The organism is Rouxiella sp. Mn2063, assembly GCF_049319665.1.
Lineage (GTDB): Bacteria > Pseudomonadota > Gammaproteobacteria > Enterobacterales > Enterobacteriaceae > JBMOUD01.
The window spans coordinates 221683-239909 of sequence record NZ_JBMOUD010000007.1; the positions used below are offsets into that span (position 1 = coordinate 221683).

The 18227-nt window shown below is 50.5% G+C and carries 11 protein-coding genes; 9 read left to right on the forward strand and 2 right to left on the reverse strand.

Annotated features, from left to right (window positions below; all coding sequences use genetic code 11):
• Positions 1-183: 183 nt before the first annotated feature.
• The 3 genes from fepD to ACL9RG_RS12885 all read left to right on the forward strand — a co-directional run bounded on the left by fepD (position 184) and on the right by ACL9RG_RS12885 (position 3025).
• Positions 184-1155 carry a Fe(3+)-siderophore ABC transporter permease gene (fepD, locus tag ACL9RG_RS12875; RefSeq protein ID WP_422793027.1) on the forward strand — a complete coding sequence of 324 codons (972 nt, stop codon included), beginning with the start codon at positions 184-186 and terminating at the stop codon, positions 1153-1155.
• Between the two features lie 77 nt (positions 1156-1232).
• Complete coding sequence (gene fepG / locus ACL9RG_RS12880) at positions 1233-2186, forward strand: iron-enterobactin ABC transporter permease (protein WP_422793028.1); 954 nt, start codon at positions 1233-1235, stop codon at positions 2184-2186.
• Positions 2183-3025, forward strand: coding sequence for an ATP-binding cassette domain-containing protein (locus ACL9RG_RS12885; RefSeq protein WP_422793011.1), 843 nt, complete (start codon positions 2183-2185; stop codon positions 3023-3025). The genes fepG and ACL9RG_RS12885 overlap by 4 nt, the downstream gene beginning before the upstream one ends.
• Positions 3026-3818: 793 nt before the next feature.
• On the opposite strand, the gene ACL9RG_RS12890 is transcribed toward ACL9RG_RS12885, so the two are convergent.
• A complete protein-coding gene (locus ACL9RG_RS12890; RefSeq protein ID WP_422793029.1) occupies positions 3819-7718 on the reverse strand; it encodes an enterobactin synthase subunit F in 3900 nt (1299 codons plus the stop codon).
• A gap of 71 nt (positions 7719-7789) precedes the next feature.
• The gene (fes, locus tag ACL9RG_RS12895; RefSeq protein WP_422793012.1) at positions 7790-9130 is read right to left on the reverse strand and encodes an enterochelin esterase; all 1341 of its coding nucleotides are present in this window, start codon (positions 9128-9130) and stop codon (positions 7790-7792) included.
• Positions 9131-9466: 336 nt separating this feature from the next.
• Between fes and ACL9RG_RS12900 the strand changes: the two genes are divergently transcribed.
• From ACL9RG_RS12900 to actP, 6 genes are all read left to right on the forward strand, one after another.
• Entirely contained in the window at positions 9467-11776 is a 2310-nt protein-coding gene (locus ACL9RG_RS12900; protein WP_422793013.1) for a TonB-dependent siderophore receptor, read from the forward strand.
• 64 nt (positions 11777-11840) lie between these two features.
• On the forward strand, positions 11841-12536 hold the full coding sequence (locus ACL9RG_RS12905; protein ID WP_422793014.1) for a 4'-phosphopantetheinyl transferase family protein: 696 nt from the start codon (positions 11841-11843) through the stop codon (positions 12534-12536).
• Positions 12537-12671: 135 nt separating this feature from the next.
• Positions 12672-13700 carry a S66 family peptidase gene (locus ACL9RG_RS12910; RefSeq protein WP_422793015.1) on the forward strand — a complete coding sequence of 343 codons (1029 nt, stop codon included), beginning with the start codon at positions 12672-12674 and terminating at the stop codon, positions 13698-13700.
• 185 nt (positions 13701-13885) lie between these two features.
• Positions 13886-15847 (forward strand): acetate--CoA ligase, encoded by a 1962-nt coding sequence (gene acs, locus ACL9RG_RS12915; RefSeq protein WP_422793016.1) that lies wholly within the window; start codon positions 13886-13888, stop codon positions 15845-15847.
• A gap of 54 nt (positions 15848-15901) precedes the next feature.
• Positions 15902-16213: a DUF485 domain-containing protein gene (locus ACL9RG_RS12920; RefSeq protein ID WP_422793017.1), complete on the forward strand. Its 312-nt coding sequence runs from the start codon at positions 15902-15904 to the stop codon at positions 16211-16213.
• Positions 16210-17868: a cation/acetate symporter ActP gene (gene actP / locus ACL9RG_RS12925; protein WP_422793018.1), complete on the forward strand. Its 1659-nt coding sequence runs from the start codon at positions 16210-16212 to the stop codon at positions 17866-17868. Before ACL9RG_RS12920 ends, actP begins: the two co-directional genes overlap by 4 nt.
• Positions 17869-18227: the final 359 nt, after the last annotated feature.

The window sequence follows — 18227 nt, forward strand, 5'->3', positions numbered from 1 at the left end:
TCGATAAGTCATGTTACCATAGACAAATACAATCAATAACGATAATAAATATCATTATCATTCAATTTGATATAACAGGTTGCCATGGTTAGGCTTTTACGCAGAGGAACTCTGCCGCCGTCTTCTCAAATTGCGTCCACATTAACGCGCCCCACCCGTTCCAGCTGGCATCAAGTCGGCGGCATGTTATTGGCTGCCGTTCTATTATTTTGCGTCGTGGTACTCAGCCTCTCTATTGGCGCAAAGTCTATTCCATTTGCAACGGTGCTTTCTGCGCTGAACGGCACTTGTAACAGTGCCGACTGTGTCATCGTCAGCGATGCTCGCATTCCACGCACGCTGGCAGGTATTTTAGCCGGTATCGCGCTAGGTCTGTCTGGCGTATTAATGCAAACCCTTACCCGAAACCCGCTGGCCGATCCTGGCATTCTTGGCGTCAACGCCGGTGCAAGTTTTGCCGTAGTGATCGGTATTGCTTTCTTTGGTGCCACAGACGTTGGCCACTATTTATGGTTTGCCTTTGTCGGCGCGATGTTAGCCACATTACTCGTCGCAATGATCGGCGCTATCGGTGGTGGGCGGCTCAACCCAATACGTTTGACGCTGGCAGGCGTGGCGTTGGGGGCAGTACTCGAAGGGATGTCATCGGGTATTTCGTTGCTCAACCCGCAGGTTTTTGATCAGCTGCGCTTCTGGCAGGCTGGCTCGCTGGATATTCGTAATATGGCGGTAGTTCGTACAGTGACGCCGCCGATTATCCTCGGCGCACTGATTGCCTTAGGTATGACCCGTGCATTAAATACATTAAGTATGGGAAGCGAACTGGCAACCGCGTTGGGAACCCGTATCGCAGGCACACAACTAGCCGGGCTGCTGGCGGTAACACTGTTGTGTGGTGGAGCAACCGCTGCCGTTGGGCCTATCGCCTTTATCGGCTTGATGATGCCGCATATTGCCCGCCGTTTAGCCGGTCCAGACTTGCGCTGGGCATTACCCTGGACGCTATTATTGACCCCGATCTTATTACTGACCGCGGATATCGTTGGCCGCTTGTTGGTGGCCGGTGAGTTAAGAGTGTCAATTATTACCGCGCTGCTTGGTGCGCCAGTGCTGATTATTCTGGTGCGTCAGCGTTCCATGCTGCGAAGGGGCTAATTGTGACAATACTCACTACTCGCCCTGCGATATCCGCGCCTCGTCAGGTTCTCTCACGCCAGTGGCTTATTGCACTTATGCTGCTGTGTATCTGCTTGCTGCTAGCAGTTTATGCGCTGGGAACCGGCACATTGTCGTTAAGCGCAACTCAGGTGATTGATGCACTGCGTGGCGAAGGCCCGCGTAATTTCTCAGTGATCGTCAACCAATGGCGTTTACCGCGCGTAAGCATGGCGCTGATCATTGGCGCGGCCTTAGGCGTGAGCGGCGCTATTTTCCAATCGCTGATGCGTAATCCCCTCGGTAGCCCTGATGTTATTGGTTTCAATAGCGGTGCCTACAGCGGCGTACTGATCGCGCTGGTGTTGTTTAACAGCGGGATCGCCGGCATCACAACGGGTGCGATGGTTGGCGGTATTTTCACCGCCGCTATTGTTTATCTATTGGCCTGGCGCAACGGTGTAGAAACCTTCCGGTTGATTATCGTGGGCATTGCCGTGCGTGCCCTGTTTATGGCGGGAAATACCTGGCTGTTGATCAGCGCCTCGCTCGAGTCGGCACTCAGCGCCGGGCTATGGAACGCCGGCTCGCTAAACGGCATCACCTGGGCCAAAAGCGCGCCGGTGATTGGCCTGATTGTTATTGCATTACTGATGGCGCTGCTGTTGTCGCGACGCATGAAGCTCTTAGAAATGGGCGATGATACTGCCTGTGCCCTTGGCGTCTCTGTCGAACCATCTCGACTATTGTTGATGCTCGCGGGAGTAGCGCTGACCGCGGCCGCTACCGCAGTTGCCGGTCCTATTTCGTTTATTGCATTGGTCGCACCGCAGATAGCCCGCCGTTTATGCCCTAATCAATCACAACCATTGGTTCTGGCGGCGCTATGCGGCGCATTGCTTCTGTTAGCCGCTGATGTCATCGCCCAGCGCGTATTCCTGCCTTATCAACTCCCGGTCGGCGTGTTAACCGTTAGCCTCGGCGGGATTTACCTAATTGGCTTACTTGTCCGCGAGTCCCGACGAAAATGAGTAGTAAACCGCTGTTGCCCTCCCCATTGCGAGGGGAAAATCTCACCCTAAGTTACGATAAAAAGATCGTGGCTCAAGACTTGTCGGTCGCGATTCCAGAAGGCAGCTTGACGGTAATTATCGGCCCGAATGCCTGCGGGAAATCAACCTTGTTGAAAACCCTCAGCCGCCTGATGCAGCCGCAGGCAGGTAGCGTCTGGCTCAACGGCGAGCAGATCAGCCGCTATGCCACCAAAGAAGTCGCACGCCAGCTTGGCCTATTGCCGCAAAGTTCGAACGCTCCAGGCGACATCAGCGTGATGGATTTGGTGGCCCGCGGGCGCTACCCTCATCAAGGCTTATTTAAACGCTGGACGCCAGAAGATCAGCAAGCTGTAGATGAAGCCATGCAAGCCACCGGTATTACCGAGCTGGCAGACAGCGCGGTAGATACCCTCTCAGGCGGTCAACGCCAGCGAGTATGGATTGCGATGGTTCTCGCCCAGCAAACGCCTTTATTGCTGTTAGACGAACCTACTACCTGGCTGGACATCGCCCACCAAATTGACCTGCTCGAGCTCATGCGCGAGCTAAACCTGAAAAATGGCCGCACTTTGGTCGTCGTACTACACGACCTCAATCACGCCTGCCGTTACGCCAGCCATTTAATTGCGATGAAAGGCGGCAAAGTCCTGGCCGAAGGCAGTCCCAAGCAGATTGTCACAGCTGAATTAGTGGAAGAGGTCTTTGGCCTAAAGTGCATGATTATTGAAGATCCGGTGGCGCATACGCCGCTCATTATCCCGTTGGGGGGAGTTTGGTCTAACTCCGGGAGACTTCCTGTAGCCGGAAGGGCTTAAAGCTATGGCCGAGCTTTAGGGCGGCTTTGGAAAGCCGGGAAACGGTTGCCTAAGCGGTTATCAACACCAGAATGGTGTAATTTTCGGTTGTGGAAGCAATGACCGTGCTTGGGCGGTTATTAATACCAGACTGGTGAGTTTTTCGGTTTCCGAATTGCAGTTCTCAATGCGGCCTCGCAGCCGAAACCGAGCAAAGGCGCGTGGGCGCGCTCCTTTGCAATCCTGCGCCTTTCCAATGTGTTATATCGGATTTCAACTAGGCTATGTTTCAGCCACCGCAGCGACAGGCGCAAATTTCATGGCTCCGCCATTCCTTCCTCGGGTTCGAGCCTGCTTCGCCGTCTCTCCACCACTCGTCAGTGAAATTTTGAGTGCGCCACCAAGCTTTTTAAATTCCAAAGATAAACTGCCTTTGTCTTTATGTAGTTGCCGTTGATTTAAAAGCCACTAAGCGCACTCAAAATGCCACCGGTGCAGTGGTGAAAGACAATAGATTTATCATTGGCTTGAACCCGGAGGCGGGGAGCCTGGAAGGCTGGCATTTGCGCTATAACGGAAGCCACTGAAACATGGCCTCCGCTGGATACAAAGTTGAAGTAGTAAAAAAGCGCGGGAAGCCTGAAGGGGCGGCGCTTACCGCCCCTTCGGTCGGTTTAGGCTGCGGACTTATATTGATAACCACAGCTGATAAACCGAAAAATTCACCGTTCCTAGTTTTTCAAAACCGTACAAAGCACGGTCATTGCTTCCACAACCGAAATTTGCACCGTTATAAGGTTTTACAAAGCCGCCTCTAAGTCCGGCCTGACTTAAGACACTTATTGATTAAAGGCCCCAGCCTCTCAAATGACGCTGGCGAAACAATATCAACATGCGCGCAATCAAGCTCGTGTACCTCTAAGGTATCCACATATTCTGACCACGTTTTCTGCACGTCCATGTCCTGTTGTAAGGTTTGCATGGCAACAAAAAGCGTGGCTTGCCCTGTAAAACGGGCGGTGTGTGTTTTGGTAAGCAGACGGACAGAGTCGGCGTAGTTGGCTTCAATGTTATCGAACATATTGTTGCGCGCTTCGCCCATCGCCGGGTCGAGGGTTTCCTCAGAAACGGCCATGAACTGTTGCCGCTCACGTTGCACCTCTTGCAATACCTCATCATCAAGTACATCCCCCCAGTTTTGCGTTTCTGGTGGATAAGTATCTAATAAACCAAGGAAGTTGACCTGTTCACCTTGCGCTTGCAAGCGTGCAGCAATGCCCTGTGCTAGCGTGCCGCCCAGCGAGTAGCCGATGAAATGGTAAGGGCCGTGTGGCTGAACTTCACGCACAGTATTAAGGTGAATTTCGCACACCTCATCCATATTTTCACACTGTGCCAACGGGCCATCCGGGCGCGGGGATTGGATGCCGACCAGCGACCATTGCGGGTCGAGATAACGCGCTAATACACTAAATTGCCAAGCAAAACCTGAGGCTGGGTGCAGGCAGAATAGGATTGGGCCTTTACCTGTACGTAATGGCAAGACGGCGCCGAAACCTGCGCTATCGGCATCTTGCTGCGAGCCTTCTTTGCTAAGTAGTGTCGCCAGTTGTTCAACCGTCGAGGCAACCATTACTTGTCCGACAGAAACGGGCTTGTCCAACTCGCGACGCAGTTCAGCAGCCAGTCGCATTGCCAGCAGCGAATGTCCACCGAGCGCGAAGAAATCATCGTCGGCAAAGACTTGGTCGCGCTGTAACAGCGTGGCAAAGAGTTGTGCAATCGTGCTTTCTACACCGGGATGGGCAGCTCGTCCCGCGGCCTTTTGGGCGGTTTTGGGTTGCGGTAAGGCTTTGCGATCCAGTTTGCCGTTGGCGCTTAAGGGTAATGCCGGCAGCTCGACTAACGCGACAGGCACCATATGCGCGGGCAAACGCTCGGCTAACGTAGCACGCAGGCTATCGGTATCTAAATGTGCGCCCACTTGCGCCACCAGATAGCCGACTAACTGGCGAGCATCACCGCCGTCGGTCGCGACATTGCCGAGTATCATCGCGTGAGTCACCGCCTGTTGTACGCCGGGTAATGACAACAATGCGTGGTCAATATCGCTCAGTTCGATGCGCTGGCCGCGAATTTTCAGTTGATCGTCGCTGCGTCCCAAATATTCGACTTCCCCCCCCGGCAGCCAGCGGGCAACGTCACCGGTGAGATACATACGACAGCCTTCAGCATAAGGATCGGCGATAAAGCGGCTGGCGGTTAAATCCGGTCGTCCCAGATAACCCTGGGCCAACTGATCGCCCGCCAGATAGAGATCCCCCGCCACGCCAGGCGGCACCGGACGTAAACGTGCGTCTAGAATGCGCAGCTGAGTATTCCATACTGGTAAGCCGATAGGCACGCTGGCTCCGCTGACGGCGGCCAGCGCGTCTCCCCAGGCAGGGTAGAAGCTGACGTCTACCGCCGCTTCGGTCGGGCCATAAAGGTTGTGTAACGGTATCGCCGTGCGTCGCTGCCATTCGCGGCACAGCGCCGTTGGTAGGGCCTCACCACTGCAAAAGACCTGACGCAGCGACTGGCACTGCACCACAGCGTGTTCGCTATCTAATGCGGTCACAAACGCCGCCAGCATCGACGGTACAAAGTGCATAGTAGTAACCTGATGCTGAGCGATTAATTCCTGTAGCTGCTGCGGGTCTCGATGCGCCTCCGGCGGAGCCATAAATAATCGTGCACCGACCATGAGTGGCCAGAAGAATTCCCAGACGGAAACATCAAAGCTACAGGGCGTTTTTTGTAGCACCACATCGTGGCTATCGAGCGGGTATTGATGTTGCATCCATAGCAGACGGTTAACGATAGCCTGATGGCCAATCACCACACCTTTTGGCCGCCCGGTCGACCCTGAAGTGAAGATCACATAAGCCGGATGTTGGGGCGTTGGCCCAATAAAGGTTTGTGGCAAATCAGCTTGAATTGGCAGCAACTGCTCATAGAGAAAAACGACACCTTGCTGACAGAATCGTGGAAGTTGCACCGCATTACTAATAATCAATCGCGGGGCGGCATCTTCAAGCATCATCGCCAGTCGTTCGTCAGGATATCCGGTATCTAGCGGTAAATAAGCCGCGCCAACCTCGACAATCGCCATCAGTGCCAACGATAAGAACACTGAGCGCGGTAAGGCAACCGCAACGATATCGCCGGGCTTAACGCCCTGCACAACCAATTGCTGAGCCAGAGCGATAACTTGTTCTCGCGTCTGCCGATACGTAAATTGATACTCGTTATCAGACAACGCCGGCGCTTCGGGCGTGCTGCGAGCTTGTTCGGCTAGCCGTTGGCTTAAGGTCTGCGGGGCCAGTGGATGTTGAGTATCGTTCACTCGATTTAATAACTGCAGATCGGCGTCGGAGAGCATATTGGCCTGCCCCACCGCTAATTGCGGCTCAGCGACAAACTGCTCGATTAATAGGGGTAAGCGCCGTAGATGCGCAGCCAACTCTTGCGGCTGGTAACGCTCAGCATTAGCCAGTACATCAACAGTTAACGCGCCTGCGTCATCAATATAAAGCGCGATTTCCATGTCGCGCACCGGCCCTGAAGCCAGCTCATGTGTGATGCCTTCAATACCATCAAAATCCAGGCGAAAGTCGAACATTTTGAAGTTGAATACGGTGCCATACAGCGGCTGACTATCGCCGATACTGCCAAGGTCACGTTGGATCTGTTCAGCATCGTAACGCTGGTGACGGCGCACGGTTCTTAGCTCTCGCGCTAAAGTCATGGCCAGTGAGCACAAGGTAGACTGTGGATCGACATGCATTTCTACGGGTAAAACATTGAGCACCGGGCCTGTCGCACACAAAGCTGCCGACCCGACTCGGCGCATAAAAATGAACCCGGCGCTAAAGTCAGTCTGCCCACTCAGACGCGATACCCACAGCGCAACGAGCGCGAAGGCAATATCTGAGGCCGTCAGGTTATGTTGCTGACCAAAGGTGACCAATTTAGCAAAAGCCTGCGGATCGCAAGCTTGTGATAGTCGATGAATACGCGTGGAAGCAGATTGCCCCGCCAACGGCTGCTGACTCATGCTCGCCGGAGGCGGTAATTGACTTGCTTTCTCCAGCCAAAATTTCGCATCGCGCTGATAGGTTGTCGAATCTTGGTAACGAAGGTATTCGGCCACCACCTCGCTAAAAGGGGTAAATGGCGTGGATTCTGCCTGCTGTCCGTGGCGTAGTTTGCTGTATATCTCGGCAATACGCCGCGTAATCGCCGTAAAGCTAAAACCATCGATAATTAAATGATGGTAACGCTGATACCAGAACCAGCGCTGGGCTGAGAGCTTAATTAATGCGTGATAGACCAGTGGCTTACCGCTGCTGATTCGCAGATCGCTATTGAGATCCTGACGCATCCGATCAATAGCAGCTGATTCCGCATCAGCCGATCCGCTAAGATCAATAACCGTCACAGCGGGCAGCTCGAGCGAAGGATCAAGCCACTGCATCGGCACGCCATCGTGCTCTTCAAAGCGCATATGCAAGGTATCCGCTTCTGCCAATCCTTGCGTAATCGCTGCGATCAGGCATTGACTATCCAGCGGACCGTTAAGCTCGATGTAATGGGCTACCGCGTAGGCATTGTGATGAGATGAAATCTGATCGGCAACCCAGATCCCTGATTGTGCGGCCACCAGCGGCAGATCGATTCGGGTTGGTAGATCAATGCTGGTGTGTTGTGTGGCTAATGCTGAAGACGTTTCTGACACAGCAGTCACTCCTGTTGTCGGCAAACACGTTTAATGCTTGAGGTAAACTGCGGTGCCCATAAGGCCTGTAAGCCATCAAGTAATCCACCGCGCCAGCATAAGGCATCGTGCCCACCTTCTACTTTTTGGTAATTCACCTGATGTGCGCTGTGCTGCAACATATCCACTAATCGTTCATTGACGTGATCAATCAAACGCTCATGGACACCCGCTTGCATAAAGATCTTCAGCGGATATGTGTTACCGAGTCCTTGAGCAATTTGCTGAAGTAGCCAGCAACCATCTTGCGGCTGTTGACTCGCCTGCAATAAATCACGTCTCGGCCACCAGAACGATCCCGATTGGCTAAGTACACAGCCAAAACGCTGTGGCCAATGTAAACCTGCATAAAGTGAAGAAAGACCACCAAAGCTTTGGCCTGCGACCACGGTTTTCGCCGGGTCGCTGCTATGCGGTGCCCACTGTGCTAACTGCGGTAAAAGTTCTTCCTGAATTGCCAACCAAAAATCTTCGTTGCAGGTCAATTCTTTGGCGCGCTGCTGGCTATCAATAACATCGATAAGTAAGTACACCGCGGCAGGCAGCTTTTGCTGGCTGGTGAGCTGCATTAAAGGGTCCCAGATAGGCATCTGTTGTGACCAAAACTGCCCATCCAGCAAGATTGCCAACGGGCGATGAGTCACGTCGCTATGGCCTGTGGTGTAAACCCAGACATTACGTGTATTGCCAAGACGCTGACTGGTCCAGCGATGTTGCTGTAACCATGCCGGGGGCGCTGGCATACAACGACCGCTGGCCGTAGCGTAATTATCAAAGTCCTGCCAAGCGGGTTGTGCTGGCGCATCCGGCATCGAGACACCGGAGAGAAAATGCCCTTTAGCGCCCTGCCATGCACGACGATGGTTGAGTAAATCATGCGTTGCCTGACCAAACATGCCACGCCACCAATTACGCACATTGTGCATGGCAGAATGGGCATCTTCCGTCGAAGGTGTGAAAGGATGGTCTTCGAGGCTAGGAATAAAACTGTAGCTGCCACGCCAGCCGGCATTAAGGGTGGTTTGCCAGAACCATACATCAGTTCCGCTAAGGCGTTGCAGGCTCTGTGGTGATGCCGATTGATGGTGGTCCGTCAGACAATTGATATTGATCCAGACGCAACGATAGGCAGAGGTAAGCTCAGAACCTTGCGGATCTTTCCAAAAGAAGGTGGCTTTCCAGCGGCCATCTGGCAAGGGTTCAATACAAGGCGTTCCCACTCTGGCAATATCGAGCCACCACCGATGACTTCCAGCATGTCTACTGGCTAATAGTCGACTGCTTTCCAAATATTGTGTTGATTTCAAAACATCCACTCACTTTGTGATTACTACATTTCTCAGCATGAACATGGACTTAATACCATGCACTCCATCGCATCACGATCAAACACCAAGCTGAATAGTATTGATAATTATTTTCATTTGCAATAGTGTGTGACCGCGAATAGGCTACTGCTTCAGGGGCTGGGTATTTATTGAGCACTGAGTCATGTATTTAAGGTGCTCATCAGCGGTCTAGAACAGCTGAAAAATTACTCATTTCACATTCACGTTTGGCTACACAACACATCACAACAGACCATCCTACTGCCTTGTTTTTCCTCTGCAGTTCTTAGGATGGAGTTCAGGGTAGGAACTAAAATGACACATACACTCTCTCGTTATTCTTTAGCCACGCTTATTGGTTTAGCTCTGGGTTCATCAGCATTTTCTTTATCTTCTTTCGCCGCAGAAACCGGGGCGAACACGTCTACTGATAGTGATAAAACGGCAACCAGCGATACCAAAAAAGCTAAAAAGAGCAAAGAGGTCGACACTGAAGATAAATTAGTGATTACGGCTGCTCAGCAAAACCTGCAGGCACCCGGCGTGTCGACTATCACGGCTGACGAAATCAAAAAAAGGCCACCAGCACGCGATATCAGTGAGCTCATTCGCACCATGCCTGGCATTAACCTTACCGGTAACTCCACCAGCGGACAGCGCGGTAATAACCGCCAAATTGATATTCGCGGAATGGGGCCGGAAAATACCATGGTGCTAATCGATGGTATGCCGGTAAATAGCCGAAACTCAGTGCGCCAAGGCTGGCGTGGAGAGCGAGATACCCGCGGTGACACAGCCTGGGTTCCGCCGGATATGATCGAACGTATTGAGGTGCTACGTGGTCCAGCCGCCGCACGTTATGGCAGCGGCGCGGCCGGTGGGGTAATTAATATCATCACCAAAAAAGATACCAAAGCCTGGCACGGTTCTTGGGATAGCTACATGAATATGCCGCAACACGATAAGGAAGGGTCGACCAAGCGCACCGATTTCAGCCTTTCCGGACCGCTGGGCGATGATTTTAGTTTCCGCATGTTCGGCGGCTACAGTAAAACACAGGCCGATTCTCAGTATTTGAATGAAGATAATCGTTCGTTACGTACCGGCACCTATGCCGATACCATTCCCGCTGGACGGGAAGGGGTGATCGATAAAAATATCGACGCCCTGTTCCATTGGGAGTTCGCCCCAATGCAGTCGCTGGAATTTGAAACCGGTTATTCTCGCCAAGGAAATCTGTACGCAGGTGATACGCAAAATACCAATACCAGCGCGTTGGTAAAAAAGATGTACGGTAAGGAGACTAACCGTATTTATCGCCAGACTTACTCTTTGAATTATCGCGGTGCCTGGGATAACGGCGTTTCAACGACCAACTATGTGCAGTATGAAAAAACCAGAAATACGCGAATGAACGAAGGGCTGGCCGGCGGCACAGAGGGTATTTTTTCTGACGGCTCATTCAATACTATTCAGCTAGAAGACATCCTGGCACATAGTGAAATCAGCGTTCCATTTGATCTCTTAGTATCGCAAACCGGTACTATCGGCACTGAATGGAACCAGCAGAAGATGAAAGATCCCTCTTCTAATACCCAAACCTTTATGGGCGGTGCGATCCCAGGAATCGATAGCACCGGCCGCAGCCCCTACTCCTCAGCACGAATTTTCTCTATTTTCGCAGAAGATAATATCGAGCTGACCGACAGTACTAAGCTGGTGCCTGGATTACGTTTTGATCACCACTCGGTGACGGGCAGCAACTGGAGCCCATCGTTGAATTTGTCACAGGAACTCGGCGATGACTTCACGTTGAAAATGGGTATCGCTCGCGCCTACAAAGCGCCAAATCTCTTCCAAACCAACCCGAATTATATCTTGTATAGCCGAGGGCAAGGCTGTGCTGCTACCGCCAATGGTATTGGTTGCTACCTGCTCGGTAATAAGGATTTGGATGCAGAAACTAGCGTCAACAAAGAAATTGGCCTGGAGTTCAAGCATGATGGTTATCAAGCCGGTGTGACTTATTTCCGCAATGATTACCATAACAAGATCGAAGCCGGTTACAGACCTATCGGGATGTCTACCAATGGCGCCAGCGATATTTATCGTTGGGAAAATGTGAAAAAAGCGGTAGTACAAGGCCTGGAAGGCACCTTGAATATTCCGGTTACCGATACCATCGCCTGGAATAATAACGGTACTTATATGATTCAAAGTAAGAATAAAGACACCGGTGATTACCTGTCGATTATTCCGAAATTTACCATCAACTCCACCTTGAGCTGGCAAGCGACGGAAGACCTCTCCGTACAATCAACCTTGACGTGGTATGGCCGTCAGAAGCCGAAGAAGTACAACTATAAAGGACAAGAAGTAACGGGAAGCGAAAAGCATGAAGTTAGCCCTTATGCGATTATCGGTATGAGTGGAACCTATGACGTGAACAAATACGTTAGCGTCACCGCAGGGATTGATAACCTCTTTGATAAGCGTCAGTTCCGTGAAGGTAACGCGCAAACAACCGGCAATGACACCACGAATTCCTATATGTACGGTGCTGGAGCGGCGACTTATAATGAGCCTGGCAGAACTTATTATGTAAGTCTGAATACTCACTTCTAATCGCAGAGGTTACCGTCGTCAGTCAGGCCACTGACGGCGGTTATCTTGTATAGGTTGCTTGCACATGAAAACTGACTCTTTCTGCTTTAATTTCTCGCTGCCTGCGCCCTTGTTAAACCAGCAGATTTTCGCTATTCGTTTTGATGCATCAACCCTTTCTCCCGCTGATTTGCTGGTACTACCGCATCATCAGCAATTGCAAAAAGCTGTCGTCAGCCGTCAGGCAGAGCACGTCGCAGGCAGGCTAATGGCGCGCGATGCGCTCCTTCATTTAGGCGTGCAAGCGACAATTCCGGCAATTGGTTCACACCGCCAACCGCTGTGGCCTGAAAATGTGATGGGGTCGATTAGTCATAACCGTTATATCGCACTCGCAACGGTGGCGAAAATGAGCGGCGAGGGTTTAGAAGGGATCGGCATCGATATCGAGTCATTGATCGAAAGCGATCGTGTTACTGAAGTGGTCGATGGGATCATTGGTGCAACCGAATATGCGGTGTTAAACAGCAGTTCACTATCTTTCGAGATTGCATTAACTTTGGTGTTTTCGGCGAAAGAAAGCTTATTTAAAGCTCTTTTCGCTCACGTTGGCACCTGGTTTGATTTTTCCGCTGCGCACATCGAAAGTATCTCCCCACTCACTCAAAAATTCACTCTACGTCTGGTGGAGCCACTAAGCCCAATTCTGCCAGCAGGCCTGTTATTTGAAGGGCAGTGGCGTTGGCTAGATAACAATATCGTCACCTTTATCCGTGTCTGAATCTTAGTTATTTATATAAAGAAGACGTGAATATCATGCTCAGAAGCATGATTTACCTCTATTCTCTAACGCAGAAAAAAAGTGCTACATTCAAATGCCTGCAACTCGAAGAATGACGGGCATATAAGGAATAGTATGACAGCACCCACTCTCTTAGCTTCCCCTTTAAAACTGGGCGACACCATTGGTTTTTTCTCTGCCTCATCGCCAGCCACCGCCACAGCACCCCATCGCTTTGAGCGTGCTAAAGCCTTTTTGCACAATAAAGGCTTTAATCTTAAGGCTGGGCAGTTAACCGGCAAGACAGATTTTTATCGCTCGGGTTCAATTCAGGCGCGGGCAGAAGAACTGAATCAACTGATTCGCGACCCGGCGGTGCGTTGCATTATGTCGACGATTGGTGGAATGAATAGCAATGCGATACTGCCTTATCTCGATTACGACGCACTGCGTGCAGATCCAAAGATTATTATTGGCTATTCAGATATCACCGCGTTACTGCTGGGCATTTATGCCCAAACCGGCTTAATTACTTTTTATGGCCCGGCGCTGGTTGCCTCTTTTGGTGAATTCCCGCCGTTAGTTAACACAACTTACGCCAGCTTTATCGATATATTGGTCAACCCACAAGCAGAGGGTTACCGCTATACATTGCCCGAAAAATGGAGCGATGAAAGACTCAATTGGGATAACGTCACGCCGGTTCGCCCTAAAACGCTGTATGACAACCACTGCCGTTTTCTCGGTAACGGGACCGTGACTGGCCGAGTCATTGGCGGCAATTTGAATACCTTGTCTGGCATTTGGGGCAGCCCTTATATGCCTGCGATTAATCATGGCGATATTCTGTTTATTGAAGATAGCCTGCATGATATTGCTACGGTAGAACGCTCATTCGCGATGCTCAAACTTAACGGTATCTTTGAGCGTGTATCGGCTATCGTGCTAGGAAAACATGAAGGTTTTGATAACAATAACAGCGGAAGGCAGCCGATTGATGTGTTACTAGAAGTACTCGATGGGCAATCTTTGCCTATTATTGATGGCTTCGACTGCTGCCATACCCATCCGATGCTTACCCTGCCATTAGGCTGCCAATTGCAGTTGGACTTCGATAAGCAGCAAGTCGCTATCGTCAGCCCTTATTTATCTTTAGCTCGCTAATATTACAACTGCTTAATCTGGTGCCAGCCGGTTGTAATCACTAATTTTAAGTAGCCACGGGCAGAACTCTGCCCTGTTACTTCCTCTTCCCGTGATCTGCCACTCAAAAAATAAACAAAGCCTCCATACTCATCTGGTATTAACTATTGATTGACATAGTATTAACAAATCAGAGGAGAAACATTATGAGCAATAATTATAAACATCCGATACCGGCATCTATTGCAGCAAAGACTTTAATCACACCTGAAAAATATCAGCAATATTATCAACAATCTATCGAGAATCCTGACGCCTTTTGGGGAGAACAGGCTAAGGTTCTCGATTGGATTAAACCTTTCACGAAAGTAAAGAACACCTCTTTTGCTCCCGGCAATATCAATATTCGCTGGTTTGAAGACGGCACACTGAATCTGAGCGCCAACTGTCTGGATCGTCATCTGGCAGAACGAGGCGATCAGGTCGCGATCATTTGGGAAGGTGACGATCCCAATGTCGAAAGTAAGCATATTACCTATAAGCAACTGCATCATGATGTCTGCCAATTCGCCAATACCTTAAAAAAACTGGGCATTAAAAAAGGCGATGTGGTGGCGATTTATATGCCGATGATCCCTGAAGCGGCAGTAGCCATGTTGGCTTGTGCACGCATTGGTGCCATTCATTCCGTGATCTTTGGTGGTTTCTCACCAGATGCGATCGCGGGGCGTATTATCGATTCTAACGCCAAACTGGTGATCACCGCCGATGAAGGTCTGCGCGCCGGGCGTGGTATTCCGCTCAAACAAAATGTCGACGATGCGCTGAAAAACCCGGCGGTTATCAGTATCTCTAACGTCGTGGTGTTTAAACGTACCGGTAAGAAAGGCAACTGGCATGAAGGGCGTGACCTGTGGTGGCATGAGGCCATAGAAGGTGTATCCGCCGATTGTCCCGCCGAAGAGATGAACGCTGAAGACCCGCTGTTTATCCTTTATACCTCCGGTTCGACCGGTAAGCCAAAAGGCGTGCTGCATACCACGGGGGGATATCTGGTTTATGCCGCCCTGACGTTCAAGTATGCCTTTGATTATCATCCTGGCGACGTTTATTGGTGCACCGCCGATGTAGGCTGGATCACCGGGCATAGTTATTTGCTATATGGGCCACTGGCTTGTGGTGCAGTAACCTTAATGTTTGAAGGCGTGCCTAACTATCCGACCACGAGTCGTATGTCTCAGGTCGTTGATAAACATAAAGTGAATATTCTCTATACCGCACCAACGGCGATTAGGGCATTAATGGCTGAAGGTAATAAAGCGATTGAAGGCACGCATCGAGATTCCCTGCGCATTTTGGGAACGGTGGGAGAACCAATCAACCCGGAAGCCTGGGATTGGTATTATAAAACCATTGGCAACAGCCATTGTCCGATTATCGATACCTGGTGGCAGACAGAAACGGGGGGTTTTTTGATTACGCCGTTACCGGGAGCAACAGAGCTGAAAGCAGGCTCAGCCACGCTGCCGTTCTTCGGGGTAAAACCTCTGTTGGTTGATAACGAAGGTAAACCGTTGGAAGGCGCTTGCGAAGGCAATCTAACTATTGCTGAATCCTGGCCAGGTCAGGCTCGCAGCCTGTTTGGCGATCACGCTCGTTTCGAAGAAACCTATTTCTCTCCGTTTAAGAATTTGTATTTCAGCGGTGATGGCGCACGTCGCGATGAAGATGGTTATTACTGGATAACCGGACGTGTCGATGACGTACTGAATATTTCAGGCCATCGTCTTGGTACCGCCGAGATCGAATCCGCGCTGGTCTCCCATCCAAAAGTGGCTGAAGCCGCTGTGGTTGGTATTCCGCACGCGATCAAAGGGCAGGCTATCTATGCCTACGTCACACTGAATCACGGTGAAGAACCGTCAGCAGAGCTCTATACCGAAGTGCGTAACTGGGTACGCAAAGAGATAGGAGCCATCGCCACGCCGGATATTCTTCACTGGACCGATTCGTTGCCTAAAACCCGCTCCGGAAAAATCATGCGCCGTATTTTGCGCAAAATTGCCGCCGGTGATACCAGCAATCTAGGAGATACCTCAACACTCGCCGATCCGAGTGTGGTCGATAAACTGTTGGAAGAAAAACAATCTATGAAACAGCCGACGTAACTATCACCGCCTTGAGGCGGTGAATTCAATCAATACCTCTTGGAGTCTTTTTATATGAATGATTTCATTTTACAGAAGGTTGAGAGCAATCCCCGTTTCAAGGAATTAGTACATAAACGCAGCCAGTTTGCCTGGCTGCTTTCTATCATCACATTGTTACTGTATGTCGCTTTTATTTTTCTGATTGCCTTCGAGCCGCAATGGCTCGGCACTCCGCTGTATGCAGGAGCCACCATCACCCGAGGTATTCCAATTGGCGTTGGGCTGATTGTGATTTCTTTCGTTCTCACCGGTATCTATGTCTTTCGTGCTAATGGAGAATTTGACCGCTTAACTGCGGATATCGTGCGTGAGGTGCAGCAATGAACGCCCGTTATTTAGGGGGGCTGGCTTTACTGACACTGGCTACGCCGCTTATTGCCGCAGAAGGGATCGCCGGTGAAGTTGAGCGCCAGCCGCTGAACGTTGAAGCTATTGTCATGTTCGTGCTGTTTGTCGGTGCGACGTTATACATCACCTACTGGGCTTCGAAGCGCAGCCGTTCTCGTCAGGATTATTATACTGCCGGTGGCAATATCACCGGTTTTCAGAATGGCATGGCGATTGCCGGAGATTTCATGTCGGCGGCCTCATTCCTCGGGATTTCTGCGCTGGTTTATACCTCCGGTTACGATGGGCTAATCTACTCAATCGGTTTTTTAATCGGCTGGCCGATTATTTTGTTCTTGATAGCGGAGCGATTAAGAAACCTTGGCAAATATACATTCGCTGATGTGGCGTCGTATCGCCTAAAACAAAAGCCTATCAGAAGCCTTTCTGCCTGTGGTTCTCTGGTAGTCGTAGCACTTTACCTGATTGCTCAAATGGTTGGGGCTGGAAAGCTGATCCAATTACTATTTGGGCTTAACTACCATATTGCCGTGGTACTGGTTGGCATATTGATGGTGTTGTACGTCCTGTTTGGCGGCATGTTAGCCACAACCTGGGTGCAGATTATCAAAGCCGTCTTGTTATTAGCCGGTGCCAGTTTTATGGCGCTGATGGTGATGAAATCAGTCGATTTTAATTTCAACACACTCTTTAGCCAAGCGGCTGCTATTCATCCGAAAGGCGTCGCAATTATGAGCCCCGGAGGATTAGTATCTGATCCAATATCAGCATTGTCGCTAGGCCTGGCATTGATGTTTGGTACCGCGGGTCTGCCACATATCCTCATGCGTTTCTTCACCGTTAATGATGCTAAAGAAGCACGAAAAAGTGTGTTCTATGCTACTGGTTTTATTGGCTATTTTTACATACTGACCTTTATTATCGGCTTCGGTGCCATTGTACTGGTCAGCTCAAATCCAGCGTTTAAAGATGCCGCGGGGGCATTGCTTGGTGGGACCAATATGGCCGCTGTACATTTAGCCGATGCGGTTGGTGGCAGCTTCTTCCTTGGTTTTATTTCTGCTGTCGCTTTCGCCACTATCCTGGCAGTCGTTGCTGGGCTGACATTGGCCGGCGCTTCTGCGGTTTCTCATGACCTCTATGCCAGCGTTTTCAAAGATGGCAAAGCTAGCGAACGAGACGAGCTGCGGGTGTCAAAAATTACCGTGGTGATCCTCGGTATCGTAGCCATTGCACTAGGTATTTTGTTTGAAAAACAGAATATTGCATTTATGGTGGGTTTGGCATTCTCTATCGCTGCCAGCTGTAATTTCCCGATTATTTTGCTTTCTATGTATTGGGCAAAATTGACCACTCGCGGTGCGATGATTGGAGGCTGGTTAGGGTTGATCACGGCCGTAGTATTGATGATCCTTGGCCCAACCATTTGGGTACAGATCCTTGGCCATGCAAAACCAATTTATCCTTATGAGTATCCAGCATTGTTCTCAATGATCGTCGCTTTTGTGGCAACCTGGTTCTTCTCAATAACCGATAATTCTGCCGAAGGACAACAAGAAAGGCTGCGTTTCTATCCACAATTTGTACGTTCGCAAACCGGTATAGGGATATCACAAGGTAGTAAACATTGAGTTTAAAAGAGAAACCTCGCGCAAGCGGGGTTTTTTATGATGCTGATTTAAATAATGAGCCGTTGAATTTGATGCAAAAGAAAAAGCCCTTCACTTGCGTGAAGGGCTTCGTCTCTTTTTGATGCCTGGCAGTTGATGAATAACTTCGTTATTCCCCCTTCGGGCCGTCGCAAGCGACGTTATGAAGTCCAAGCCTTCATTCCTACTCTCTGTCGAGTAGCGAACCTGCCGTTTGAATTCAATAGAAAAAGCCCTTCACTTGCGTGAAGGGCTTCGTCTTTGTTTGATGCCTGGCAGTTCCCTACTCTCACATGGGGAGACCCCACACTACCATCGGCGCTACGGCGTTTCACTTCTGA

Bases quoted from the DNA above. Each gene is read 5' to 3' on its own strand.
- ACL9RG_RS12910 (WP_422793015.1), top strand. From the start codon at position 12,672: ATGACAGCACCCACTCTCTTAGCTTCCCCTTTAAAACTGGGCGACACC.
- ACL9RG_RS12900 (WP_422793013.1), top strand. From the start codon at position 9,467: ATGACACATACACTCTCTCGTTATTCTTTAGCCACGCTTATTGGTTTA.
- fepG (WP_422793028.1), top strand. From the start codon at position 1,233: ATGCTGCTGTGTATCTGCTTGCTGCTAGCAGTTTATGCGCTGGGAACC.
- ACL9RG_RS12920 (WP_422793017.1), top strand. From the start codon at position 15,902: ATGAATGATTTCATTTTACAGAAGGTTGAGAGCAATCCCCGTTTCAAG.
- acs (WP_422793016.1), top strand. From the start codon at position 13,886: ATGAGCAATAATTATAAACATCCGATACCGGCATCTATTGCAGCAAAG.
- fepD (WP_422793027.1), top strand. From the start codon at position 184: ATGTTATTGGCTGCCGTTCTATTATTTTGCGTCGTGGTACTCAGCCTC.
- ACL9RG_RS12885 (WP_422793011.1), top strand. From the start codon at position 2,183: ATGAGTAGTAAACCGCTGTTGCCCTCCCCATTGCGAGGGGAAAATCTC.
- actP (WP_422793018.1), top strand. From the start codon at position 16,210: ATGAACGCCCGTTATTTAGGGGGGCTGGCTTTACTGACACTGGCTACG.
- ACL9RG_RS12905 (WP_422793014.1), top strand. From the start codon at position 11,841: ATGAAAACTGACTCTTTCTGCTTTAATTTCTCGCTGCCTGCGCCCTTG.